The 25,219-nt window shown below is 57.3% G+C and carries 18 protein-coding genes; 6 read left to right on the forward strand and 12 right to left on the reverse strand.

Annotated features, from left to right (window positions below; translation table 11 throughout):
• Positions 1 to 30: 30 nt before the first annotated feature.
• The 5 genes from EI77_RS12040 to EI77_RS12060 form a co-directional block, all read right to left on the reverse strand.
• Positions 31 to 1,656, reverse strand: coding sequence for a methyl-accepting chemotaxis protein (locus EI77_RS12040; RefSeq protein WP_133795504.1), 1,626 nt, complete (start codon positions 1,654 to 1,656; stop codon positions 31 to 33).
• A gap of 33 nt (positions 1,657 to 1,689) precedes the next feature.
• A complete protein-coding gene (locus EI77_RS12045) occupies positions 1,690 to 2,274 on the reverse strand; it encodes a chemotaxis protein CheW (protein WP_133795505.1) in 585 nt (194 codons plus the stop codon).
• Positions 2,271 to 3,731: a CheR family methyltransferase gene (locus tag EI77_RS12050; protein WP_133795506.1), complete on the reverse strand. Its 1,461-nt coding sequence runs from the start codon at positions 3,729 to 3,731 to the stop codon at positions 2,271 to 2,273. Before EI77_RS12050 ends, EI77_RS12045 begins: the two co-directional genes overlap by 4 nt.
• A complete protein-coding gene (locus tag EI77_RS12055) occupies positions 3,728 to 4,234 on the reverse strand; it encodes a chemotaxis protein CheW (RefSeq protein ID WP_133795507.1) in 507 nt (168 codons plus the stop codon). Before EI77_RS12055 ends, EI77_RS12050 begins: the two co-directional genes overlap by 4 nt.
• A 61-nt stretch (positions 4,235 to 4,295) precedes the next feature.
• Positions 4,296 to 4,712, reverse strand: coding sequence for a thiol-disulfide oxidoreductase DCC family protein (locus EI77_RS12060; RefSeq protein ID WP_133795508.1), 417 nt, complete (start codon positions 4,710 to 4,712; stop codon positions 4,296 to 4,298).
• A 150-nt stretch (positions 4,713 to 4,862) separates the two neighbouring features.
• Here EI77_RS12060 and EI77_RS12065 point away from each other — a divergent pair, with 150 nt between their 5' ends.
• Positions 4,863 to 5,729 carry a DUF4159 domain-containing protein gene (locus EI77_RS12065; protein ID WP_133795509.1) on the forward strand — a complete coding sequence of 289 codons (867 nt, stop codon included), beginning with the start codon at positions 4,863 to 4,865 and terminating at the stop codon, positions 5,727 to 5,729.
• 73 nt (positions 5,730 to 5,802) lie between these two features.
• Here the strand turns inward: EI77_RS12065 and gltB are convergent, their stop codons facing one another.
• A complete protein-coding gene (gene gltB / locus EI77_RS12070) occupies positions 5,803 to 10,398 on the reverse strand; it encodes a glutamate synthase large subunit (RefSeq protein WP_133795510.1) in 4,596 nt (1,531 codons plus the stop codon).
• 627 nt (positions 10,399 to 11,025) lie between these two features.
• Positions 11,026 to 11,775 carry a hypothetical protein gene (locus tag EI77_RS12075; RefSeq protein ID WP_133795511.1) on the reverse strand — a complete coding sequence of 250 codons (750 nt, stop codon included), beginning with the start codon at positions 11,773 to 11,775 and terminating at the stop codon, positions 11,026 to 11,028.
• Positions 11,776 to 12,023: 248 nt separating this feature from the next.
• Here EI77_RS12075 and EI77_RS12080 point away from each other — a divergent pair, with 248 nt between their 5' ends.
• The 3 genes from EI77_RS12080 (at position 12,024) to EI77_RS12090 (ending at position 13,758) form a co-directional block, all read left to right on the forward strand.
• A complete protein-coding gene (locus tag EI77_RS12080) occupies positions 12,024 to 12,281 on the forward strand; it encodes a UPF0175 family protein (RefSeq protein WP_133795512.1) in 258 nt (85 codons plus the stop codon).
• Positions 12,278 to 12,751 carry a PIN domain-containing protein gene (locus EI77_RS12085; protein ID WP_133795513.1) on the forward strand — a complete coding sequence of 158 codons (474 nt, stop codon included), beginning with the start codon at positions 12,278 to 12,280 and terminating at the stop codon, positions 12,749 to 12,751. Before EI77_RS12080 ends, EI77_RS12085 begins: the two co-directional genes overlap by 4 nt.
• Before the next feature lie 212 nt (positions 12,752 to 12,963).
• A complete protein-coding gene (locus EI77_RS12090; RefSeq protein ID WP_243838818.1) occupies positions 12,964 to 13,758 on the forward strand; it encodes a sterol desaturase family protein in 795 nt (264 codons plus the stop codon).
• A 32-nt stretch (positions 13,759 to 13,790) separates the two neighbouring features.
• Here EI77_RS12090 and tsaD read toward each other — a convergent pair whose 3' ends face one another.
• From tsaD to EI77_RS12115, 5 genes are all read right to left on the reverse strand, one after another.
• The gene (gene tsaD, locus EI77_RS12095; protein WP_133795514.1) at positions 13,791 to 14,792 is read right to left on the reverse strand and encodes a tRNA (adenosine(37)-N6)-threonylcarbamoyltransferase complex transferase subunit TsaD; all 1,002 of its coding nucleotides are present in this window, start codon (positions 14,790 to 14,792) and stop codon (positions 13,791 to 13,793) included.
• 18 nt (positions 14,793 to 14,810) lie between these two features.
• Entirely contained in the window at positions 14,811 to 15,845 is a 1,035-nt protein-coding gene (locus EI77_RS12100; RefSeq protein ID WP_243838820.1) for an L-threonylcarbamoyladenylate synthase, read from the reverse strand.
• Between the two features lie 363 nt (positions 15,846 to 16,208).
• Positions 16,209 to 16,772 (reverse strand): transposase, encoded by a 564-nt coding sequence (locus EI77_RS12105; RefSeq protein ID WP_133795515.1) that lies wholly within the window; start codon positions 16,770 to 16,772, stop codon positions 16,209 to 16,211.
• A gap of 211 nt (positions 16,773 to 16,983) precedes the next feature.
• Positions 16,984 to 18,672 carry a DNA repair protein RecN gene (recN, locus tag EI77_RS12110; RefSeq protein WP_133795516.1) on the reverse strand — a complete coding sequence of 563 codons (1,689 nt, stop codon included), beginning with the start codon at positions 18,670 to 18,672 and terminating at the stop codon, positions 16,984 to 16,986.
• 144 nt (positions 18,673 to 18,816) lie between these two features.
• Positions 18,817 to 19,770: a PstS family phosphate ABC transporter substrate-binding protein gene (locus EI77_RS12115; protein WP_133795517.1), complete on the reverse strand. Its 954-nt coding sequence runs from the start codon at positions 19,768 to 19,770 to the stop codon at positions 18,817 to 18,819.
• Between the two features lie 171 nt (positions 19,771 to 19,941).
• On the opposite strand from EI77_RS12115, the gene pstB reads away from it, so the two are divergent.
• A complete protein-coding gene (gene pstB, locus EI77_RS12120; protein ID WP_243838822.1) occupies positions 19,942 to 20,733 on the forward strand; it encodes a phosphate ABC transporter ATP-binding protein PstB in 792 nt (263 codons plus the stop codon).
• Positions 20,734 to 20,811: 78 nt separating this feature from the next.
• Positions 20,812 to 25,209 carry a methionine synthase gene (metH, locus tag EI77_RS12125; RefSeq protein ID WP_133795519.1) on the forward strand — a complete coding sequence of 1,466 codons (4,398 nt, stop codon included), beginning with the start codon at positions 20,812 to 20,814 and terminating at the stop codon, positions 25,207 to 25,209.
• Positions 25,210 to 25,219 lie beyond the last annotated feature (10 nt).

The raw sequence follows: 25,219 nt of genomic DNA on the forward strand, positions 1-25,219 counted from the left end.
GGGCTGGATGACAGGCGCGGTAAGCCTAAATTATATCTGGTAGCGGCTCACGGCTGTGCGCAGTTCCAGGCTCAGTTCGTTCAGATTCGACAGCGCCTGCTCAAGCTGGGACGTGCCGACCGCAGTTTGTTCTGTTGCCTGGCGGATGTCCCGCATGCCCTGGGTTACTTGGTCAAAGCCGATCTGCTGCTGGCTGGTGGAGCCAATGATCTGCTGGAAAGCATGCACACTCTCCACCGTTGTGCGTGTCATTTGGTGGATGGTCTGCTCAGTGATCTCTGCTTGTTGTTTGCCGGAGTCGGACCTCTTCACCGCCTCTTCGGTCATCATCACGGTGCCATTGATCCCACGCTGAATCTCACCCAGGATAGTCCCCACCTGTACGGTGCTTTCTTTGGCACGCTGTGCTAGGTTGCGCATCTCTCCTGCCACCACGGCGAATCGGCTGCCTTGCTCTCCGGCGGAAGCCGCTTCGATACTCGCATTCAGGGCCAGCAGATTGGACTGCTCGGCGATTTCATTCACCGTGCTCACGATCTCGCCAATAGCCTGCGTGCGTTCGCTCAGCGCCACAATCTTCACCGCCACATCCTCCACCTGCTGGCGGACAGATTCCATTAACCGGCTCGTCGTCTTCACCGCATTGAGACCGGATTCTCCGGCGGCGGAGGTCGCCTCGGCTGAGGCTGCTACTTGCTTGGCCTTCTCCGTGATTTCATTTCCGGACTGGCTGATCTCCTGCATGGTGGCCGAAATTTCCTGCACAGTCGCCGCCTGCTCTTTGGTGCTGGAAGCCTGCTGCTGGGTGGAAGCCAGGATTTCTGCGGCAGCGGAATTGATGTTTCCCGTCACCTTCAAAATCTGACTGCTTAGCTCTCTCAAATTGTCCAACATGTTGTTAAACGCGCTGCCCAGTTTGCCGATCTCGTCTCGTCTTCCCACGGCCATCTTCTCGATGCGGAGATTTCCCGTGGCAATGCTGTCTGCGGAAAAGACCACTCGTTGGAGAGGTGTGGTGATGCTCCGGGCGATGGACCAGCTAAACAAAAAGCTCAGCAATCCGGCTCCAACGGCGACTGCAATCTGCGTCTTAACCAGTTCATCCACCTCACCTTCCATATGCTGGGTAAAGCCCCTGGCGATTTCCATCCCCAGGTCCTGGATTTGCTCTTCATAGCGCAGAAGGCTCGACAGCAACTCTGCATACTCGGGGGCGTCGATGCTGGTGGCCAGCAGTTTGTCGATCTCTTGGATGGACTGGTTGATGAGCTGAGTTTGGTTCTGCAAAAGCTCCCTCAGATAAGCTGAAGGTGCAGGCTTTATTTCGAAGGTTTCGGGGCGGTTCATCCGCACAAGGATCGGACCGCCATATGTCAGTGCCTTTTGACCATCCAGCCAGGCTTTGCGGATGTACTGCAGATTTTCCAGGGTGCTTTTCTTTTGAATCACCAGGAGTGCTGTGGCGAAGTGGCGCTGTTGCAGCATGCGCTGACGCCCCACCTTTTCCACGATTTCAATGTTCCCCTGCTGTTCTTTGGAAGTCGTGACCGCCGAATAAAGAACCACCCCCAGGATGAACAGGAAAAATATCGGGATGAGAGTCAGTTTGGAGCCCACGCTAAAGTCGCTCCAGGAGGAAGGTGATGTCTTGTTCATTTCAGTCAAAGTATTGCAAAAGTGTTATCTTTATTAAAAGGGCCTGCCTGGATCTTTCTCCCAAACGGAAAGCAGAGAATGGATGTCCAGCAGCACTCCCGGAGGCTGGTTCGGGGCATGAAGGAACAGACGCTCATCCTGCCAGGCATTTTCAGGCAGATCGGTGAGTCCTATGATCCCATTGCAGGCGACAGCCACTTTGAGCTGTCCATGCCTTATCAGCACCGCGTGGGAGCAGGCAGTTTCCTCCTGGGGAGTTTCATGGAGGAGGGGCCAGGGATTGATCAGGTTTACCAGTTCAGCCTGCACATTGATGATGCCCAGGAGCAGTTCATGCGCATCAGGTACCGGTGCGGCCTCCTGATTCATCCGGATCACCCCCTTCAGCCAGCGCACCTCAATGCCTGCGGTATGCGGCCCGATCTGGAGCAGAAGAATGGGGCGATGTGAAACCGCTGTTTGCTGGGTGCGGTTTCTTTGGGCCAGTATTTCTGCCCGTTTGATCAAGATCTCCTCCACCTGCTCTGACGGCTGCGTGAATGCCCTTTCCACCCGGAGGCTGCTCTCCAGCAGTTGCTGCTGCGCAGTCTGCCAGTCTATGTTGCGGGTTTCACTCATGATTGATAAGAGGGCGCTTCGGCCGAAAGGCCGGGCATCATGAGCAGAGAGCGGAATTCACGCACGGTCAAGCCCTGCCCCAGCGGCACTGGGGAGTCATCCGGTCGATCTGCCAGCAGCTTTAAAGCATTGCCGAAATGTCGTTTTGGAGAATGCCCCAGCCTCTCCTGCACCAGCCCCATGTAATAATGCGCCAATACCAGATGGCGGGAGAGATACAGGCAGCGATGCAGCGATCTCTCTGCGGCCTGCCATTCCCCAAACTGGTATAGAATCATGCCGTGATAATAATAAGCTCCCGCACTGAGGGGTGAATGCAGGATCACAGAATCACACGCCTGGAGCGCCTGCTTCAAATCTCCAGCGTCAGCATAACGTGTGATTTCGCATAGCTTTTCATCCTCAGTCTCCAGCCCCGGCGTTGCCAAAGGGCTGTCATTGGCAGCTGCGCTTGTCGTCGGCTTGGGGATCGGGAATAGCTCCGGCATGGGCATCACCGGCGGTGGTGGTGCTTCCATCCCAGTCTGCCGCAGTGGCGGCACATAAGGCATCACCGGTGGGGTATAAGGTGTCTTGATGGCGTCCACCGATTCTCCTTGTAGGCCGCGCTGGTATAGAACCGCCCCAGGGGTATTCACCGTCCTGAATTTACGGAAGGTTTCAGTATGCGGCTCTGCATGCCCCACCGCCAACCATCCTCCTGGATTCAGCGTCTCATAAAACTGGTGGGACAGCCGCTGGATAAAGGGCTGGTCAAAATAGATCATCACATTCCGGCAGACGATCAGGTCATAACCAGCTAGGTCTAGAGTCACGTCTGGAAACGGCTGTAACGCCAGATTGTGACTCTGAAACCGCACCGCCTTGCGGCAGGTTTCTTTGAGTCTCCACCGTTTCTCTTCTTTGATGAAGTTTTGATGCAGGATACCGGGAGGTACGCCGCGCAGACTCCAGGGTTCATAGCTGCCAGCCTCCGCCATGCGTAGGAATTTGCGGTTGATATCGGTGCCCAGGATATGGACGGACCAATCCTCATACGCACTGCCCAGGAAATCCCTCAGCAGGATGGCGATGGAATACGGCTCTGCCCCGATGGAGCATCCGGCACACCAGATACGCAGGCTGCGTGTATGCGCCTTTCGCCGTAGCAGATCTGGGAATACGACATCCCGCATGGCATGAAACATCTCCAGGTGACGGAAGAAAAAAGTCTCTCCAATCGTCAGTTGTTCCACCAGCGCATCCAGAACGCTTTGATCGCTACGCAGCCGTTGAAGCAGTACGGTTGCAGGCGGCATTGAACCTCCCTGGGCGAATACACGCTCCAGGGCCAGGATCAGGTCCTCATTCTTGTCTTTATAATAGGACAGCCCTGTCCGCTGGATGATCCAGTCCTTGAGTGGATGGAAGGAGGCATCCACCAGCAGTGCATGAGGCATTTCGGAAAGGGTGGTCACAGCGTCTCATCGGAAGTTTCAACCATCAGCAACCGTTCCCGATCCTCTGCCCGCTGTCGCAGTTGTTCGAGGCGGAGAGTCTCTCCCATGAGCAAAATTCGGTCGGGTTCCAGCAGGATCAACGGCGGCGTTAGCGGCAGTACACGCTCAGCGCAGTTGTTCAGCACATGGTCCTCTGGCAGCGGCACCGTATCGCGTGTCCGGTAAGATATTGGCTCCATGGCCGCACTGGCCACCCAACTTACCTCCACTCCTCCCAGCTTGGCGATTACCAGCCGGTCACTGAGTTTCATTTCTGCAGTCACAGTGCCTGCGCCATTCAGCAATTTTTCCAGATGGATCACGGGGATCATGCCACCATTGATGGCGATGAACCCGCGCAATAAGGGAGGCATTTCCGGTGGAGTCACCAGTTTGACCGTGGGGATCACTTCCACCACTGCACTCGCATCCAATCCCAGACGGACATCCCCCATCGAAAAAGCGAGAACGGTTTTAGTCATGGGATAGGGAGCAATTAAATTCGAAACACATCGCGAAGTTGGCTGCTAGTATTTTTATACCTCAACTCAAAAAGCGGTGTCTCCATTCTGGGCGGGGTAGAGCGCAGGCATCCTTTTGACCAAACCACCGGTAGCGGTTGCTGGCGACAAAGAGATAAGCTTGGTCCCTCAATGCCCGTGGGATGAATTTAAAGATCTTCAGCAGCGACCACAAGCCACCGAGGTGGCCGGCGATCTCCAGGGCCGCATCACTTTCCTTGAATACCCCCTTGGGACTGATGAAAAGCATGCTGTGTGGGTGCTCTGGGTCTAGGCCATGCTGGCGATAGAGTCTGCTGCCAACTTCAGACTGGATGGAGGCAAAATGGATGATTCCCTTGCGGTCGTGTTTCAGAACAAACTGGACGGAGCTGTCGCATAGATTGCAGACGCCATCAAAGAGCAGCAGATGGGAAGGGGGGCTGGTGACGTCTGACATGAGAGAAGCGGGTCCATGCAAGGTATACGAAATCCCGGTATTCTCAAGCCCTCCCACAAAGGGGGGAGTATGCGCAGAAAGACGTGAAGATTGGGCGTATCTTTGCTGTTCTATCTGGGTATACCGGATTCGTCGTGAGACCCTCAAGCCATGAAACTCCTGCCTGCCCTTTTCGTTCTTGGTATCCTTGGGTATAGCCTGGCGGACGAAGACGTCTCGCCGACCAACTTTGGAATCAAGGATGGCTCCGTGCCGGAAGACCCGCGCGAAGCAGGCCGGGGAGGCCAGTTCATGGACTTCCCCACCTGGCCAGTCAGCAAAGAGCTGCCGAATGACGTCTTCACCTTCGCCCGGCTGAGGTATAACTCAGAGAGCCATGGCTGGGGCAGGCGGGGTGGCGGCAAATGGACCACGGATTATCCGGATGCGGACCTGAACTTCAGCTATCGCCTCCAGCAACTCACCTCTCTACAGGTGAGTCCGAAAGGGGCGATCGTGGATATCGAGGCCGAGCAGATGCGGCATTACCCGTTCATCTACATGATCGAGCCGGGGCACATCAGCCTAACAGATGTGGATGCAAAGGTAATGCGTGATTACATGCTCAACGGCGGGTTCATCATGGTGGATGACTTCTGGGGAGAGGAGGAGTGGGATACCTTCTATATCGCCCTGAAACAGATCTTCCCTGACCGTGAACCTGAAGAACTGCCCCTGGAGCATGAGATCTTTCACATGGTCTTCCCTTTGAAAGTGAAGCCACAGATCCCTAGTGTGGGCCATGCCATGGCAGGCAGGTCAGAGGGGATCACCGCAGAGAGGTTCGATGCAGAGACCCCGCACTACCGGGCTATCTTCGATGACAAGAAGCGCATCGTCATGATGATCTGCCACAACACCGACCTGGGGGATGGCTGGGAGGAAGAGGGTACCGACCCGTGGTACTTCCGGGAGTTCTCCGAGAAGTATGCGTATCCGCTCGGCATCAACATTGTCTTCTATGCGCTGACGCATTGATCCGAATAAAACAAAAAACCCGTCCTCCTGCGAAGGCAAGAGGACGGGTGAATAGGTTAATCCGAAGGGCGCTTTAGGCGGCTTTTACCAGGGGTGGCTCAGGCTCGATGGTGGCGTTGTCTTCTTCCGTCGGGACCATGACGGGCTCGGCTTTGCTGACGACCTTGACGAACTTAGGCAGGTAGGCGTCCCAGTTATCCATGATGTCTTTGGCGCGCAGGCTTTCGGTCTTTTCCAAGTGGTCAGCGATCAGCTTCTGGAGCTGGTTGATGTCCTCGGGGTCGGTGACTTTGTCGCCCTTGATCATCTCTGGATTGTGGAGCTGGCCAAAGGTATCGGCTTCATCGAGGAGGTAGGCGATGCCACCGCTCATGCCGGCACCGAAGTTTTTACCAAAGGTGCCCAGGACGGTGACGACACCGCCAGTCATGTATTCGCAACCGTGGTCGCCGATGCCTTCGACAACAGCGGTCGCACCGGAGTTGCGGACGCAGAAGCGTTCACCAGCACGACCGGCGGCGAAGAGGTGACCGCTGGTGGCACCATACATCACGGTATTGCCCATGATGCTGTTCTCCCAGGTATTGCATACCGGGTTAAGCTTCGGACTTGGGCGGATGATGATTTCACCGCCGCAGAGGCCCTTGCCTACATAGTCGTTGGCTTCACCGATGAGGGTCAGCTTCACGCCGCCGCAAAGGAAGGTGCCGAAGCTCTGGCCGGCGCTGCCTTCGCATGTGACGTCCACACTGCCCGCAGGCAGACCGTGGTTGCCATGATGGAAGGCGATCTCGCCGCTGAGCTTGGTGCCGATGTTGCGGAAGGTGTTCTTGATCTTGTAGCGGACTGGCTTGACCTTGCGCTTGTCGCTGATGGCGAACTGGGCGTCCTGGATGAGGCGGTCGTCCAGCGGATGCTGGTCCAGGCCGTCATTCTGGTTCATCTGGCAGGTGCGTGGCACGTCCTGTTTGATCTCCTTGCCGACGTCTTTGAGGACACGGCTGAGGTCGATCATATTGGCCTTTTTGTGGCCCGGCACCTGACGCTGACGCAGGAACTCAGGGCGGCCAATCATGTCGTTCATCTTGGCGACGCCAAGCTGGGCCATGATCTCACGGACTTCGTGGGCGACGCTGTTGAAGAAGTTCACCACATGCTCCGGCTTGCCTTTGAACCTGGAGCGGAACTTCGGATCCGTGGTGGCGACGCCGACCGGGCAGTTGTTCAGGTGGCACTGGCGCACATAAACACAGCCGAGGGCGATGAGGGCGATGGTGCCGAAGTTGAACTCTTCCGCGCCGAGCATGGCGGCGATGGCGATGTCGCGTCCATTACGGAGACCACCGTCGGTGCGCAGGGTGACGCGCTCGCGGAGACCGTTGAGCATGAGGACCTGCTGGGTTTCAGCCAGGCCGAGTTCCCATGGAAGACCTGCGTGCTTGATGGAGCTGAGCGGGCTGGCACCGGTGCCGCCATCATGGCCGGAGACCAGGATGATATCGGCATTGGCCTTGGCCACACCGGCGGCGATGGTGCCGACGCCGGATTCGGCGACGAGCTTCACGCAAACGCGAGCGCGGGGATTGGCTTCCTTCAAATCGTGAATGAGCTGGGCCAGATCCTCGATGGAGTAGATGTCATGATGCGGCGGTGGGCTGATGAGCATGACGCCGGGCGTGGTATTGCGCAGCCGGGCGATCATGCGATTCACCTTCATGGCGGGGAGCTGTCCGCCTTCACCAGGCTTGGCACCCTGGGCCATTTTGATTTCCAGTTCCCAGGCATTGGCCAGGTATTCGGCAGTGACGCCGAAACGGCCAGAGGCCACTTGCTTGATCTTGGAGTTGGCCCAATCGCCGTTGTCGTAGGGCTTGAAGCGTTTTGGATCTTCGCCGCCTTCACCGCTGTCGGACTTGCCGCCGATGCGGTTCATGGCGATGGCGAGGGCTTCGTGAGCCTCCGGGCTGATGGCACCGAGGGACATGGCAGCCGTGGTGAAACGGACGCGGATGTCCTCAATGGACTCGACTTCGTCAATCGGGATCGGACCATCGCTGCTAGGAACAAACTCCATGAGGTCCTTGAGGGCCACGGGGGTGTTTTCGAGCTGAGTCGCGACGTACTTCTGGTAATCCTCAGGAGCGCCGGATTTGACGAATGTATGGAAGTTTTTGATGACCGGGCCGGTGACGGCGTGCATCTCACCCTTCTGACGGGGGCGATAATACCCTGGGTCGCCGAGGTCCACCTTGGAGGCAGCCGCCGTACCATCATCGGGAACAGGCTGACCGTAACCGAGAGCATGGCGAGCCAGAGCTTCTTCAGCGATTTCAGTATAGCCAATGCCAGCGATCTGTGACGGAGTGCCGGTGAAGCAGTAGTCCATGACTTCCTTGCCGATGCCGACGGCTTCGAAGATCTGTGCCCCGGTATAGCTGCTGAGCACGGAGATGCCCATCTTGCTCATGATTTTGAGCACGCCTTTTTCCAGACCCTTGCGATAGTTCGTGAGGACCTTGTTATAGTCGTAGCCTTCCAGGGCGGGCTTGCGGGCGGTTTTGTCCGCTTCCAGCACTTCCTGAATGGTTTCGAAGGCGAGGTATGGGCAGACGGCGGAGGCACCGAAGCCGAACAGGGTGGCCATCTGGTGGGTATCCCGGGCTTCAGCCGTATCCACCACGATGCTGAGGCGCATACGCACCTGCTTGCGGTTCAAGTGCTGATGCACAGCACCGGTAGCCAGCAGGGCAGGGATAGGGGCGCGCTCTTCGCTGACATTGCGGTCGCTCAAGATGAGGATCTGAATGTCATCATAGACTGCCTTGGTGGCCTCATGGGAGAGATTGACCAGGGCTGACTTGAGTCCGGCAGGTCCTTCTTTGACGGGCCATGTGATGTCCAGGACGCGGCAGGGGAAGTCAGGAAGTTTTTTGAGCATCTCCAGCTCGTTCTCAAAGAGAAACGGAGAGTTCAGATGCACCACCTTGGCGTGTTCAGGCGTCTCATCCAAAAAGTTCCGCTGCTGACCGAGGACGACGTCCAGGCTCATGACAGCGCGCTCGCGGATAGGATCGATCGGCGGATTGGTCACCTGCGCGAAGAGCTGCTTGAAGTAGGACGAAAGCAGACGTGGGCGGGTGGAGAGGATGGAAAGAGAGGCGTCGTCGCCCATCGAATAGACGCTTTCCTCACCTTTCTGAAGCAGAGGAATGAGGGAGAAATCTAGCTCTTCCTTCGTCCAGCCAAAGGCGGCCTGCTTTTGGGAAAGGCCGAGGATGTCCAGCTCCTCTTTGGGCGCGCCAGGGGACTGGGCGGTGAGGTGTGTGCGGTTCTTCAGCCAGTCGCCATAAGGCTGACGGGAGGCGAGCTCCTGCTTGATCTCGTCATTGAAGCGCAGCTTGCCACGCTGGAGGTCCACTTCCAGCATTTCGCCTGGGGCCAAACGGCCTTTTTTGATGACCTTGGCATCGTCGATGTGGATGATGCCGACTTCGGAACCGAGGGCAAAGATGCCATCTTCCGTGAGTTTCCAGCGGCTGGGGCGCAGACCGTTGCGGTCCAGGCCGGCAGCGACGCTGAGACCGTCGGTAAAGACCAGGGCCGCAGGGCCGTCCCATGGCTCACTAAAGCACTCATGGTATTCGTAGAAGGCCTTGAGTTCAGGGGAGGTGGTCGGGTCGATGCCGTAGGCGCTGGGGACCAGCATGGCCATGGCGTGAGTGAGGCTGCGACCACTGAGAACGAGGAGTTCCAGGGCTTGGTCCAGACTAGCGGAGTCTGAGCTGTTAGCATCCACCAGCTTTTTGAGCAGATGCTCTTCATGAGCCCAAAATTCGTGTTCGAAATCACTCGTGCGGCTGCTCAACCAATTACGGTTGCCGCGCACGGTGTTGATTTCACCGTTATGAGCGAGGGTGCGAAACGGATGGCTCAGCGCCCAGGTCGGGAAGGTGTTGGTGGAGAAACGCTGATGGAAGAGGGCCAGTGAGGTATCGTAATGGTCGCTCTGGAGATCGGTATAAAACTTCTCCAGGGAGGAAGGCAGCAGCAGCGCTTTGTAAACGATGGTGCGGTGGGAGAGGGAGGCCACGTAGAAATTCGTGATCTTCTGCTCCTTCGCCTTGATGGTCAGCTCCCGGCGCACCAGGTAAAGCTGGCGTTCAAAAGTGTTGTCATCCATTTCCTCCGGGCGCTCCAGGAAGAGATGCTGGATGAGTGGCATGGTGCGGCGGGCTTTTTCACCCAGCTCATTGGGGTTCACCGGCACATCGCGCCAGCCGAGCACGCGGATTTTGCGATTGCGGATGATGGCTTCAGTCAGGAGCTGGATGCGCAGTTGCTCACCCGGATCATGGGGAAGGAAAAAGACGCCCACGGCGAGATCCATGGGATGGTCCAGGGCATGGCCAAGTTTTTCGACCTCTGGAAGAAGGACATCGTAGGGGATCTGGGTGAGTACGCCAGCGCCATCGCCAGTGACCCGGTCAGCATCCACAGCACCGCGATGCTGCACGCTGCAGACGCCGCAAATGGCCATGTCCAAAATGTCACGACTACGTTTACCATGGATGTTCGCAACAAAGCCGACGCCGCAGGCATCGCGTTCCATGTCCATGAGGTGGAGCGAGCCTTCGTTGGGGATATCCTGGTCGTAGAATGGGTATTTCATGGGGCAGAAAACCCCTCCGCCAGACGACTGCCGCTTGGTCGGAGGGGCGGGTAGTTTGTACCTTCAAAATGAATTGGCAAGCAAGGAGAATGCCAGGAAGATAAACTGGCTTTAAAGCCTGCTCGAGATTTTGACGGCAAAGCGGAAGAATTTGGCAACTTTGGTAAGCAAGAGGCGCGGGATGGGGATGGTGGGATTTTTCCCCATTTGGGGAAAGAAGTCCATAACTTGTTATCAATCAATGGATTGAGGTGGGGATTCGATGGGGAAATGGCATTCTGAATGGGATGTCAGGGGATGGCGCGGAAGAATTCTGGATGCGACGAAGGCTTCATGAGGGAAACCTGAAAAAAAGACGGTGGGGAGAGTTTTGATTTTTTCCCCATTTGGGGATTTGGGTGGCAAAGCCATTGAAAACCAACGAATTTGGATGGGGAATCGTTCCCCCTGGATTCCCCATCGGGGGATGCGATGGGGAAAAGGGGGAGCCTGCTGGGGACCGGTGCCGCGTTGGTGTGGAAGGTTCATCTTTTCCTGGATACAACCCGCTGATTGTCTGCGGATGTATAATACCATCTAATAATATTCAGGCCAAGGTCAAAAAGCCGGAGACAGGTATCGGTAGGGTTATAATGCCCTGGGTTTGACGACAATATCGGCATTGATCCGACGGCCGGTCAGGATTTGACGGTAAACGTGCTGTGCTGGCTGGATCATGCCATGGGTAAGACCACATTTGGCAAAGCTGACGGCCTGTCTGGGGGATTCCTCCCAGCGGGAGAGATCTTGCCCGTTTGCCTGACAGTAGAGAGTGTGGTCGAAAAGCTCTTTTTCGTGAATTTTCCCGTCGTGGATGTGCAGCGTGGGAAAGAAGATGTCCTTGGGCCGTGCACTGGGAAAAGAGAACGCCATGGGCTGGATCTTCGAGTGGCCAGGTTTCAGTTTAAAAACGGCGAAACCAAAGTGGTGATAACCGGGCAGGCTGGGCCAGACATCGGCTGGCAGGCGGAAGCGTTCGTCAAGGCGGGAGAAATCCGCGATGCTGGGCACGTAGCTGGCAACGAATGCGCCGACGGAGATGACTGCAAGGGTGCCTGGCAGTGATCTGGGGGCGCTACCAAACGGACCCGCGCCATAGGTGATGGCGGGAAAGCCTTTGTCGAGGTCTTCAAAGAGGGAGGGATAACCCTGGAGATCAAAGAAGGAGACGGCATTTTCTCCCTGGCCGGACTTTACGGGAATGGGCAAGACCATGGCGACTTCCTGGTCAGCGTGGATGGCCATCTGGTAGATGAGCACTTGGTTTCCCTGGGGCCCAACACGGCCGAAGATGCGTGTGTTTTTGACCTCTCTGACTTCTTTGGAAAAGCAGCACATGCATGAAGTGTAAGGGGGCCTGCGGTTTTTTGTCACTCAGAAATCGCGGCGTAGAACGCAACCCGCGTTGCCTCATAAATAAAGAAACCGAAGCGGAAATTGAAAAAGTAGGGGGAGAGGGGCTTCGGGCCTCAAAGAAAGGAGGACATTCCGGCTCTGTGTGGGTGGTCTTGGTTATGAGCAACGCGCAATGGAGATATCTTGTGGGACGATCTTGCGAAAATTGGGTTTGAGCCTAAACTCGAAGTATGACACTGACCTTGGATATTCCAGATGTGCTTACGGCATCGTTAGGGAAAGACGTCCCGCGAGTGGTTCTCGAGGGTTTTGCGATCCAGGCCTACAGATCGGGAACTCTTTCCAGTGCGGAGATACGCCAACTGCTGGGGCATGAGTCACGATGGGACACTGAGGCTTTTTTGTCTGCTCACAATGTCTGGCCAGATCCGGCAGCAGAGGAGGTTGAGGGTGAACTGGAACGCCTGATTTCGTTGCGTGCGTCGTGATCGTTGTCAGTGATACATCTCCGCTGCATTACTTGATCGTAATCGGGCAGGTGGGAATTTTGTCCCAGCTTTATGGACGTGTTTTGTGTCCGCCTGAGGTCATTGAGGAATGCCAGCATGCACATGCACCAGATGCAGTCAAAGTGTGGGCTGCGGATTTGCCTGAATGGTTGGAGATAAGCAGTACGGAACCTTGGGAGCATCCTCAGCTCTCGCGTTTGGATGCAGGGGAGGCCGCCGCTATCAGGCTAGCCCGCGCGAGAGGAGCGGATGTCTTGCTAATGGACGAAAGAAAGGGGCGACAGGTAGCTGCGCGGTTGGGTTTACCTGTTGCCGGGGTGATTGCAGTGCTGGCTGATGCCGCGATTGCAGGATTGTTAGATTTCGAAAAAGCGGTTCTGGAACTTACATTAAAGACGAATTTCAGAATTTCGCCACAGGTGCTGGCGGTCATTAGGAGGCGGCTTTGACAGGAAAGTGATGAAGCGGGGGCATGCGGTATTTAGTCATTCAAAATTCGCGGTGTAGAACGCATCCAACGCGTAGTGGTTGGAAAGTGTAAGCGCAGAGGATGGGGTGGGGACGATTGATCTGAAACCCGTAGCATCGGAGTGAGCGGGCATGGAAAGTCCCGTGCGCGAATGCTCTGCCAGATGTTGTTAAAGATTACGTTATTCTCTTTATGATGCTTGCCCGCCAGCCTTTCCATTTTCTGGACTATACGTTAGGCGGCACGGCGGCACTGGGGCTGCGGTACCTTTTGTTTGCGGGTATCGCGTGGCTGCTGGGATACGTGCTGTTTAAGCGCCAGTGGTTTCACCGGAAGATTGTTGCCAAGTTTCCGAAGTCTTCGGAAGTGTGGCGGGAGATCGGATATTCGGCGCTGTCCATGCTGATCTTCGGGCTGGTGGGGGCGGCAACTTTCTATGCTTATCGGCAGGGCTGGACGCAGATGTATGGAAAGGTGGGCAAATACGGGATGGTGTGGTTTTGGGCTAGCATCGGCTGTGCGATTGTGATTCACGATGCCTGGTTTTACTGGACGCATCGGCTGATGCATCACCGGCGGCTGTTCCGCTGGTTTCACCGGGTGCATCATCTGTCTCACAATCCAACGCCCTGGGCGGCGTATGCTTTTTCACCGCTGGAAGCACTGGTGCAGGCGCTGATCTTTCCTCTCCTGACGGTGATCATGCCGATCCATGGTCTAGCCTTTGGGCTGTTCATGATGTGGCAGATCTCCTTCAACATCGTCGGGCATATGGGGTATGAATTTCATCCAAGGTGGCTGATGCAGTCTCCGCTGCGCTACATCATCAACACGCCGACAAACCACATCATGCATCATGAAAAGATGCGCGGTAATTATGGGCTGTATTTTAACTGGTGGGACCGGCTCATGGGCACGAACCACGAGGAGTATGAGAGACGCTTCTCTGAGGTGACGACGCGTGAGAAAGTGCTGGTGAAAAAGTGAGACTCTAGGAGAGAGCTGCCGATGAGCCGGGTCTATACCAGGGACAGATTCGGGTCCACATCGGCTTCCAGGGGGGAGGTGTGGCCTAACTGGAAGCGTTGGGCAGCGGCGAAGGCGATCATGCCGGCGTTGTCGGTGCAGAGGTCGGGGCGGGCGAGCAGGAGGGTGAGGCCTTCTTTTTCACAGCGGGTGGTGAGTTTTTCCCGCAGGCCTCGGTTGCAACTGACGCCGCCACTGACGGTGAGCAGGGTTTCCCCTGTCTGGTGGGCGGCGAGGATGAGCTTTTCCACCAGGACTCCGGTGATGGCCTCCTGCACGCTGGCGCAGACATTGGCAAGGACGACGGGGTTTTCGAGATCCAGCTTGGGCAGCTCATAGAGCACGGCGGTCTTGAGGCCGCTGAAGCTAAACTCAAGGCTTTGCCCGTCCATGAAACTGCGCGGGAAGGTATAGGCGTGCGGGTCACCCAGGCGGGCCTGTTTATCGATCTCCGGCCCACCGGGATAGGGCAGGCCGATCATTTTCGCTACCTTGTCAAAAGCCTCGCCAGCGGCATCATCGCGGGTGCGGCCTAACAAGATGTAATCACCCACCGCACGGACCTGGACGAGCATGGTGTGGCCACCGCTAACGATGAGGGCGATGCTGGGGCGCACGGGGCCGTTGCCCGCCATGAAGGGGGAAAGGAGATGGCCTTCCATGTGGTTGACGGCGAGGAAAGGCTTATTTTCGGCCACGGCCAGGGCCTTGGCCATGCTGGTACCGATGAGTAATGAGCTAACGAGTCCGGGGCCGCTGGTGGCGGCGAAGGCAGCTATTTCTGACAGGCGCAGACCGGCCTCTGCCAGGACTTCTTCGACCAAGGGGCGGACGTGCAGGATGTGGTTGCGCGAAGCGACCTCAGGAACCACGCCGCCGTACAGCCTGTGGATGTCCGCCTGGGAGGAGATGCGCGAGGCCAGGAGGGTGCCGTCCGGAGTGCAGATGGCTGCGGCGGTTTCGTCGCAGGAGGACTCAAGGGCGAGGATGGGCATGAGGCGGGACGGCAGGCTTCAATAAGGGCGCACGGAGGCGCGCCGCAGTTTGTCCATCATGGCGACGCCCATGCCGTGCTCCAGCATCGGCTCGGCGATGATTTCATCCACGCCGAGTTTATCCAGCTCGCGCATGACATAAAAGAAGCGCACGGCGGCTTCGGGCAGCTTGCCGTTGCCGGGGCTGAGGATCATGATCTGCTCCCAGTCGGTGAGGTCGGTGTAGCCGTCTTTTTCCTCGCCACGATAGCTCATGAGGGCGTAACGTTTGCCCTCCTCTGGGGTGAAGTCGGAGGGTTTGCTGAGCAGGCGCAAAGGGGTGCGAGGGGCGTAATGAGAGGCTAATTGGCCGGGGGCCTCGCTGGCGCCGTCCACGACCGAGCGTGTCATTCTTTCCAGGCGGCCGTAGAGCTTGAGCTCCTCCGGGGTGATGGGGCCTGGCCGGACGATGGTGATGATGTTTTTGGGGCTGCCGGGGCTGACTTTGATGATGGTGGACTCCAGGCCGTGGAGGCAAGCGCCTCCATCCAGGATGAGGGGGATGCGGCCATCAAGCTCGGCCAAGACGGCATTGGCGGAGGTGGGGCTGATGGCTCCAAAGCGGTTGGCACTGGGGGCAGCGATGGGTTTGTTCAGCGCGGTGGCAACGCGTTTGAAGATGGGATGACTGCTAATGCGGACGGCGACGGTGGGCAGGCCGGCGGTGACGAGGTCCGGCACACAGGCTTTTTTTGGAAGCAGCAGGGTGAGGGGGCCGGGCCAGTAGCGCTCGATGAGGCGCATGACGGTTTTATGGATGTCCTCGGGGATGTCGGCCACGGTTTCCAGCATCTTGCGATCCGGCAGGTGGACGATGAGGGGATCAAAAGTGGGGCGTTCCTTGGCCTCAAACACCTTGGCGACAGCGGCCGGGTTGAGGGCATCGGCGGCGAGGCCGTACACGGTTTCCGTGGGCAGGGCGACAATGTCTCCGGCCTGTAGCAGACGCACGGCCTCCTCCACGGCGTGATGCAAAAGCGGCGGCTGATCGGTCGGCAGGATGGTCGTGGACATGAACCGGGATGGTCCGACAAGATTTGGGGGATTGCAAGGGGGGAGGCGGCGGGCTTCGAGTGATGTATCTTGTTTGATGGATTTGTCCGGGCATCTGGGTTGGCCGGGATGGGGTATGCCGTGAAGCCGCAGAGCGTCCTGGAGTGCGGTGGGAAGCGCTCAAGCGCGACCCCGCCTGAGCCGGAGGTGGGGGGACGTAAAGGGGGCTTTTTCACGGGTGCTTATTGATCGCACTATGTGCCATTCACTTTTTTCGCGCGGGCCTAACATCTAGTTTGGGGTGTGATCTCCGCTCGAAAGCGGTGTCGCGCTTTGCGCTTCCCACCGCACTCCAGGACGCTTCGCGCGGTTGGGATGACTCCATTACCATTCTGGGGAGGGTTCATGGTCATCGGGGATCTTCTCGGTCTTGAAACGGTAGATACTTTTAACCAAGGGGCGGCCAGTGTTTTCCTCAAACCAGGCGGCTGAGCACCAGGGATAGTCCGAAGCCACTGCCACGAGGCCGTGTTTCAGTGCATTCCGGTGCGTGTAATTGAGCCGGGCAAAGTAAGACGGTTGGTCGGTGATCTGGGTCTCCCGGTAGTTGTGCCAGACCTTGCGGCCGGGGGCTGCATCGCACCTGTTCACCCATTGAGCAGTTTTCGTGTGCAGCTCGCCTAGCATCGCGGGCAGGGATTCCGCCGTTCCGGGGGATTCCGCTACGAAGTGGTAATGGTTGGAAAAAACGGCCCAAGCCTCCAGCCGCCACCCATACTTTTGGCATTGCTTCAACAGCCCACGCTGCAAGACCTCAAGCCGCTTCGCACCGCGAAAATGATGCGCCTTCAAGTAGGTGCCTGCGGTGACGAAGTAGAGGCCCTTTTCTGTGAGTCGATGAGTGGGAGCATGCGGCCAGGGTAGCGGGGTAGCGGCATCTTCTTTCATGGGTGGGAAGCCTTAACGGAAATCGGACTAGCCTCACAAATGGAAAAATGGAGGGAAAACGGGAACCTTGGGGTTTGTAGGGGCTTTGGCCTACATGCCATCACACTTCCGTCAGAGCGTGGCGACTTCGGTCGTTTGCCCTCCGCTCGAAAGCGGTGTCGCGCTTTGCGCTTCCCACCGCACTCCGGGACGCTTCGCGAGGTTCGGGACGTCAGAGGGCCAGGAAGCCGGGGGCGGTTTGGGGGGCGCCGCTGAGGAGATTTCGGGCGTGTTCGCGGGCGGATTCGAGCTTGCCTCCGAGCATGCGGGCGAGTTCTTCGATGCGTTCCCCATCAGTGACTTCGCGGATGTGGGACTTGGTGCGGTCGCCTTCGATCTCCTTTGTCACGACGAAGTGGCTGGCGGCGAGGGAGGCGACCTGCGGGAAGTGGGTGATGGCGATGACCTGATGGGTGCTGCCCAGAGAGGCCATTTTGTGGCCGACGGCTTCGGCGATGTTGCCACCGACGTTGGCATCGATTTCATCGAAGACGAGGAGGGGCACGGCATCTTGCTTGGCGAGGGCGCTTTTGACAGAGAGCAAGACGCGGGACATTTCGCCGCTGCTGGCTGTGAGGCGGAGGGGTTTCAGGGGTTCGCCGGGGTTGGGGGCGAACTGGAAATCGACTTCCTCCAGACCGTTGCGGGAAGGGGCGCTCAGCGTGGCCAGTTGGGCTTCGAAGATGCTGCGTTTGAAACCGAGGTCGGTGAGGTGGGAGGCGACTTCTTTGGCGAGTTTTGGGGCGGCCTCGGCGCGTTTTTTGGTGAGCTGTTTGCCGAGTTTGTCCACCTCAGATCGGCGGTCTTTGACTAGCTTGGTGAGGCGCTCCAGTTCGTCGCCACGGTTTTCGATTTTGGCGAGTTTTTGTTCGGCATCCTTTTGGAATTCCAAGATGGAGGCGACGGTGGGGCCGTATTTGCGCTTGAGCGTTTGAATGGTGTGGATGCGCTGGTCGAGCTGGGCTAGCTCAGCGGGATCGGTTTCCAGGTCATCGGCGTATTCCTGGACACTGCTTTCCAGCTCGGTGAGTTCGATCTGGGCAGATTTGAAGCCTTCAAACATGGCGGTGGTGCCGGGATCGATTTTCTCCAGTTCATGGATGTGTTTTCCGATCTCGCGGAGGGCGTCTAGGATGCCGCCTTCACCATCGCTAAGGCGGCCGGTGATGGCGGAACATACCTCTGCTAAACGGGCACCGTTGGCGGCAATGCGGTGACGGGCTTCGATCTCCTCTTCCTCGCCAGGTTTGAGATTCGCTGCGGCGATTTCCTGGGCCTGAAAGCGCAGCATGTCCTCCTGCTGGCTGCTGCTGCGCTCGCTATTCTCCAGGTCGTCAAGCTCGGTCAATGCGCTGCGCCATTGCTGCCAGGAGGCCTGATATTTGGCCAGGGTGTCCTCGCTGCCGATGTATTTGTCCAGCATCTCGAGCTGGCGGTCTTGGGAATTGAGAGACTGGTGATCGTGAGGGCCATGGAGGTCCACGAGGTGCTCGCCCAAGGCCTTGAGAACATGGATGGTGACGGGGGAGCAGTTAACGAACTGTTTGTTTGCCCCGCCGGTGCTGATGCTGCGTTTGATCAGCAACTCGCCATCCTGGCAGGGGTCCAGCCCGGCTTCAGCCAGGACGGCATCCACAGCGCGGGTATCGCGGAGATGAAAACTGGCCTCTACAGTGCAGGTATCCTGGCCGTTACGGATGAGGCTGCGGTCTGCACGCTCGCCCAGGATGAGCTTCAGTGCACCGACGATGATGGACTTGCCGGCTCCGGTTTCTCCCGTCACGCCGATTAATCCGGCCCGCAAATCCCAGGTAACATCCTCGACGAGGGCCAAGTGACGGATTTTGATGAAGGAGAGCATGAGCGGAAAAGGAAAGTGGGCCGAGTATGAAAGGTGTACGCTGCATTTCAACTGCAAGTACCATTCATTTGAACATGAAAAGTGCGTCAGAGACGAATCTCTGACGCACCTGAAATGAAGAAGATCAAGAACGAACCGGCAACCTTACTTGGCGAGGGTGGCCTTGGTTTCCTCAAGCACTTCTGCCGGGATGGGATAATAACCGTCTTTTACGACCACCTGCTGGCCGTCCTGGCTCTGGATGAATTTCACGAATTCCGTGGTGAGGGCATCCAGGGGTTCGCCGGGCTTTTTGTTGATGTAGATAAGGAGGAAACGCGCCAGGGGATATTCGCCGCTGAGGCAGTTTTCATAGGTGGCTTCAGCGAAGCTTTCTGGCGTTTCGCCGATGGGCAGGGCGCGGACGCCGGAGGTGATGTAACCGATGCCGGAGTAGCCGAGTGCGAATTCATCGGTACTGATGCCCTGGACCACGGCGGAAGAACCGGGCTGCTCCTTGACGCTGCTTTTGAAGTCGCCTTTGCCGAGGGCGTGTTCCTTGAAGAAGCCGTAGGTGCCGGAGGCGCTGTTACGGCCAAAGAGGGAGATGGCGCGGCCTTTCCAGGCATCCACACCGAGTTGGCCCCAGTCTGTGATGTCTGCCGGAGCGCCGAGTTTACGGGTAGAGGAAAATATACCGTCAATCTGGGCCAGGGTGAGGCCCTTGAGGGTGCTGTCCTTGTGAGCAAATACGGCCAGGGCATCCACGGCCACTTTGATCTCGGTAGGCTTGTAGCCAAATTTCTTTTCGAAGGCGTCGATCTCTTCCTGCTTCATCTCACGGCTCATCGGGCCGAGCTGGCTGGTGCCGCTGATGAGGGCTGGCGGAGCGGTGGCGGAGCCTTTGCCTTCGATCTGAATGTTTACATTCGGATACTTGGCTTTGAAACCCTCAGCCCAAAGGGTCATGAGGTTGTTAAGCGTATCGGAACCGATGGAGATGAGATTTCCAGAGACACCGCTGACCTGTTTGTATTCAGGGATGGCGGGGTCCACTTCAGTACCGTGGGCGAGTGCGGTGAGGCTAAGGGCAATGAAAAGAGAAGGTTGGATCTTCATGCGGTGAATTGGAATCAGATGATGGGATGCCACCCATGGATGAAACTTTGTCACATGGCGCTGAATGACGTGTGACAGTACTGTCACATACGATCTGGGCGGGTGACAGGAATGTGACAACAAGGGCAGTTGCGAAGCGCCCAGGCCCAGTCATGTTCAATGCCCCGCTGCATGGCCTTACGTGAAAAGAATCCTGTCTCACACTTACCCACCTCCATCCAGGTGCGGAATGTGGACTTCTATTATGGAAGCAAACAGACGCTTTTTGACGTCTCGCTCGACATCCCCAAGAATCAGGCGACTGCTTTTATTGGTCCCTCTGGCTGTGGTAAGTCCACGCTGCTGCGCTGCTTTAACCGCATGAATGACCGCGTGGATGGAGCCACGGTGAAAAATGGCTCGATCACTGTGGAAGGACAGGACATTCACAGTCAGGCCCTGGACGTGGTGCAACTCCGCCGTCAGGTGGGGATGGTTTTCCAGAAGTCGAACCCGTTCCCCCGCAGTATCTACGAAAACATCTCCTACGGCCTCGCCCTGCATGGGGAGAAGAGGAAGGACTATCTGGACCATGTGGTGGAGGAAAGCCTGCGTGGTGCCGCCTTGTGGGATGAAGTTAAGGATCGTCTGGATCAAAGTGCCTACGGCCTCTCCGGCGGTCAGCAGCAGCGTCTGTGCATTGCCCGCGCCATTGCTGTGAAACCGCAGGTGTTGCTGATGGATGAGCCCTGCTCAGCCCTGGACCCCATCGCCACTGCGCGGGTGGAGGACCTGTTTCATCAGCTGAAGGAGAAGTACACCCTCGTCATCGTCACGCATAACATGCAGCAGGCTATGCGCACGGCGGACTATACGGCGCTGTTTTACCTGGGGAAACTGGTGGAGTATGACGAGACGATGCATCTCTTCGAGAATCCCAAGGAGAAGCTGACGGATGACTATGTGCGGGGGCGGTTTGGGTGAGGTATAAATTTCATATCCTCAAATCATGATGCGTTGATGGGAGATTGACGCTGAGCAGGGAAGGGGTAATTTCATCTCATGCCTGCCCGTCCCAATGTACGATCCGAACTCGAAGCCGCCATGCGCCAGCGTATCCTGGTCATTGATGGGGCCATGGGAACGACGATTCGTGGATACGGGCTCAAGGAAGCCGATGCGCGGGGAAGTCGCTTTTTAGACAACGAGAAGGACCTGCTGAACAACGGGGACATCCTTTCCATCACGCGGCCGGACATCATTGAGGACATCCACCGCCGCTTCCTGGAGGCTGGGGCGGACATCATTGAGACGAACACTTTCTCCGGTACCAGCATCGCACAGGCGGAATTTTTCCGAGAGGTGCCGCATGGACGGAAGAAGGATCCTGAGTTTTTCCAAGAGATGCTGGAGGACAAGTTCCTCAACGACATCGCTTGGGAGATCAATTTTAACTCCGCCCAGCAGTGCCGGAAGTGGGCGGACTTGATCGGTGAAAAGACGGGCCGCAAGCGTTACGTGGCCGGGGCCATCGGGCCTCTGACGGTGTCCCTATCGCAGTTCCCGGACCTGAATGACCTGAGTTTCCGCTACGTCACCTTTGACCAGGTGAAGGCGGCTTATGCGCACCAGATCCGCGCTTTGATCGCTGGTGGTGTGGATACCTTGATGGTGGAGACCATCTTTGATTCCCTGAATGCGAAGGCCGCGTTGGTGGCTATCCGTGATGTCTTTGACCAGGATGGAGTGGAACTGCCCATTCAGATTTCCGCCGCTGTCGGTCCTGGTGGGGAGACGATGATCTCTGGCCAGATCACGGAGGCTTATCTGAATGCGATGCGTCATGTGAAGCCGCTGTCCATCGGTCTAAACTGTTCGTTAGGCCCGGACAAGATGCGCCCGTTCCTGGAAGAACTGGCGACGAAGGCCGATTGCTTCGTTTCCGCCTATCCGAATGCTGGCATGCCCAACCCGCTGGCACCGACGGGATTCGACCTGCTGCCGCCGGACATGGCTGGCTATGCGACCGACTTTGCCAAAAGCGGCTTTGTAAACATCATGGGCGGCTGCTGCGGCAACACGCCGGAGCACATCGCCGCCATTGCAAAAGCGGTGGAAAATCTGCCGCCACGTGAAGTCGCGCATCCTGCGCCTGATATGCGCCTTAGTGGATCGCAACCCTTTGTGCTCAGGCCGGGGTCCAATTACCTCATGATCGGCGAGCGCACGAACGTGGCAGGGTCGCCAAAGTTTGCTAAGTTGATCAAAGAAGGCCGCCTTGAGGAGGCCGTCACCATTGCCCGTCAGCAGGTGGAAAACGGGGCCAATGTCATCGATGTGTGCATGGACGAAGGCCTCATTGATGGGGTGCCGATGATGACCAAATTTCTCGTGCTCTTACAGACGGAGCCGGAGGTGAACAAGGTGCCTATCATGGTGGACTCCTCCAAATGGGAGATCATCGAGGCGGGTCTGAAGTGCCTGCAAGGGAAGGGGATTGTGAACTCGATCTCGCTCAAGGAGGGTGAAGAAAAGTTCAAGGAATACGCCCGCAAGATCAAGCAATACGGGGCAGCAACGGTGGTGATGGCCTTTGACGAAAATGGCCAGGCCGCGACTTATGAGGAGAAGATCCGCATCTGCGAACGCGCCTACCGCATCCTGGTGGATGAGGTGCAGTTCCCGCCGGAGGACATCATCTTTGACCCCAACATCCTCACCGTTGCCACCGGCCTGGAAGAGCATAACAATTACGCACTGGATTTCATCAATGCCACCCGCTGGATCAAGGAGAACCTGCCCTTGGCGAAGGTGAGCGGTGGCGTCAGCAACATCAGCTTCAGCTTCCGTGGTAACAATAAGGTGCGCGAGGCGATGCACAGCGTGTTCCTGTATTATGCCATCAAAGCGGGCATGGACATGGGCATCGTGAATGCCGGCATGCTGGAAGTTTACGAGGAGATCCCCAAGGAGTTGTTGGACAAGGTAGAGGACGTCATCCTCAATCGCCGTCCGGATGCCACGGAGATCCTGGTGGACTATGCCGAGCAGTTCAAAGGCCAGGCGGGAGCCGCCAAGAAGAGCGAGGTGGACATGTCCTGGCGTGAAGCCCCGGTGGCCAAGCGCCTTGAGCATTCCCTGCTCCGAGGCATCACCGATTTCATCAACGAAGACACGGCGGAAGCTCTGGAAAAACTGGGCAAGCCTCTGTCAGTCATCGAAGGGCCTCTCATGGACGGCATGAGCGTGGTGGGAGACCTCTTTGGTGCCGGGAAAATGTTTCTTCCGCAGGTGGTGAAAAGCGCCCGCGTGATGAAGCAGAGCGTGGCCTATTTGCAGCCCTTCATGGAGGCTGAAAAAGCCCGCAAAGCGCGTGAGCGTGAGCTGCTGGTGGAGATCGCAGGCAAGACGGCCGAGGCCCTCCAGAGTGGAGATGAAGTTCACGTCGTGGAAGGTTTCAGCTACCTGCCTTACCCCGGTCTCAGCCTGGAAGAACGGCGTGTCGAAGTGAAATTTGCCGCCGAACTAGCGGCGGATTTGGAGACGGCCGAGACCGAATACAAACGCCGCTTTGGCATCATCCTGGACCGCAACAACGTGCAGGAAATGAGTCCCGACTACGCCGCCACCCGCGAAAGCCGCCAGCGCTGGAGCGTCGCGACGCTGGAGCCTGCAGGAGCATTTGTGGATTGGATGTTTCATCGATATTCCGTTGAAGAACTCGCCCAAATCGAGCAGACTCCTCATGAAGATGAAACTAGCCCCAGCAGCGACGATCCCGCCCGAACTGACCGGCTCCTGGCGCAATTTTTCTCCCAAGCTGAGCTCGGAAACAGCGACTCTGTTCAAGCAGATCGAGGAGGACAGCCTGGAGAATCTTCGTCGGGCGGGGCAGGCCGTGCTGATGGAAGCGCCGACGGAATATCAGATGGCTCCCAAGAAGCCCTGACCGCCGCCGATCTTATTCCGGCCGAGGCTGCGAAGCAGGGCGGGGGGAAGATTGTTCTTGCGACGGTGAAGGGGGATGTGCATGACATCGGCAAGAACATCGTCGGCATTGTGCTGGCATGTAACGGCTTTGAAGTCACGGATATGGGAGTGATGGTGCCCTGTGCCAAGATCCTGGACAAGGCGGTGGAAGTGGGCGCGGATGTTATTGGCCTTAGCGGTCTGATCACGCCCTCTTTGGATGAAATGGTCCATGTCGCTTCCGAGATGGAGCGCCTGGGCATGAAGCAGCCGCTGCTCATCGGCGGTGCCACCACCAGTGCCGCTCACACGGCCATCAAGATCGCTCCCCACTATAGTGGCTCCATCGTCCATGTTCTGGATGCCAGCCGGAGTGTGCCTGTGACCACCTCTCTTATCAGCGAGGAGCAGCGGGAAGATTTTGTCCTCAAAAACGAGGCGCGTCATGTGCGCCTACGTGAGGAATACGGCAAGAAAAAGGATCGGCAGCTACTCAGCATCGCCGAGTCTCGCGAGAAAGGTTACAAGTGCGACTGGACCACGCAGGACATCGCCAAGCCAAGTTTCCTCGGAACGAAGACGTATGAAGGCGCAGATCTGGTGCCGACGCTGCGGCCCTACATTGACTGGTCCCCGTTCTTCCATTCCTGGGAGTTGCGTGGTCGCTGGTTGTCTGCTGAAGGACGTTTCAATTCGGCGCATGAAGATCCCGATCTGAAAATCCAGGCGGATGAGCAGGCTTTGAAGCTTTATCATGACGCGAACGCACTTTTGGACCAGATTGAAAAAGAACATCGGTTCACCCCGCGTGGAGTTTTTGGTTTCTTCCCTGCGAACGCCACGGGTGATGACATCGAGGTCTATCGTGATGAATCACGCAAGGATGTGCGCACCGTATTCCATTCGCTCCGGCAGCAGGTTATCAAAAAGGACAAGCCTAACTTTGCGCTCAGCGATTACGTCGCGCCCAAGGACAGGGGGCTGGCCGATTACATCGGGGGTTTTGCTGTGGGCATTCATGGTGCCGATGAGTTCGCCAAGGAGTTTGATGCCATCAACGATCCTTACAGCGCTATCATTGTGAAAGCGGTGGCGGACCGTTTGGCCGAGGCCTTTGCTGAATACATGCACCAGCAGGCACGCTTTGCCTGGGGCTATGAAAAGCCTGGCGACCTCACTCATGAGGAAATGGTAAAGGAAAAGTATCGGGGGATCCGCCCGGCACCGGGTTATCCTGCACAGCCCGACCACACGGAAAAGCCGATCTTGTTTGACCTACTCAATGCCACAGAACTGACGGGTGTGGATCTCACGGAAAGTATGGCCATGCATCCTGGGAGCGCGGTCAGCGGCCTCTACTTTAGTCATCCAGAGGCGCATTACTTCGGCATCAGCGTCGTGGGCAAGGACCAAGTAGAGGACTACGCTGCCCGCAAAGGCATGACGGTTCCCCAGATGGAGAAGTGGCTCGGCCCTTGGCTGGGTTACTAACTGTCAGAGA

Origin of the sequence: Prosthecobacter fusiformis (assembly GCF_004364345.1) — a bacterium.
Taxonomy (GTDB): Bacteria; Verrucomicrobiota; Verrucomicrobiia; order Verrucomicrobiales; family Verrucomicrobiaceae; genus Prosthecobacter; species Prosthecobacter fusiformis.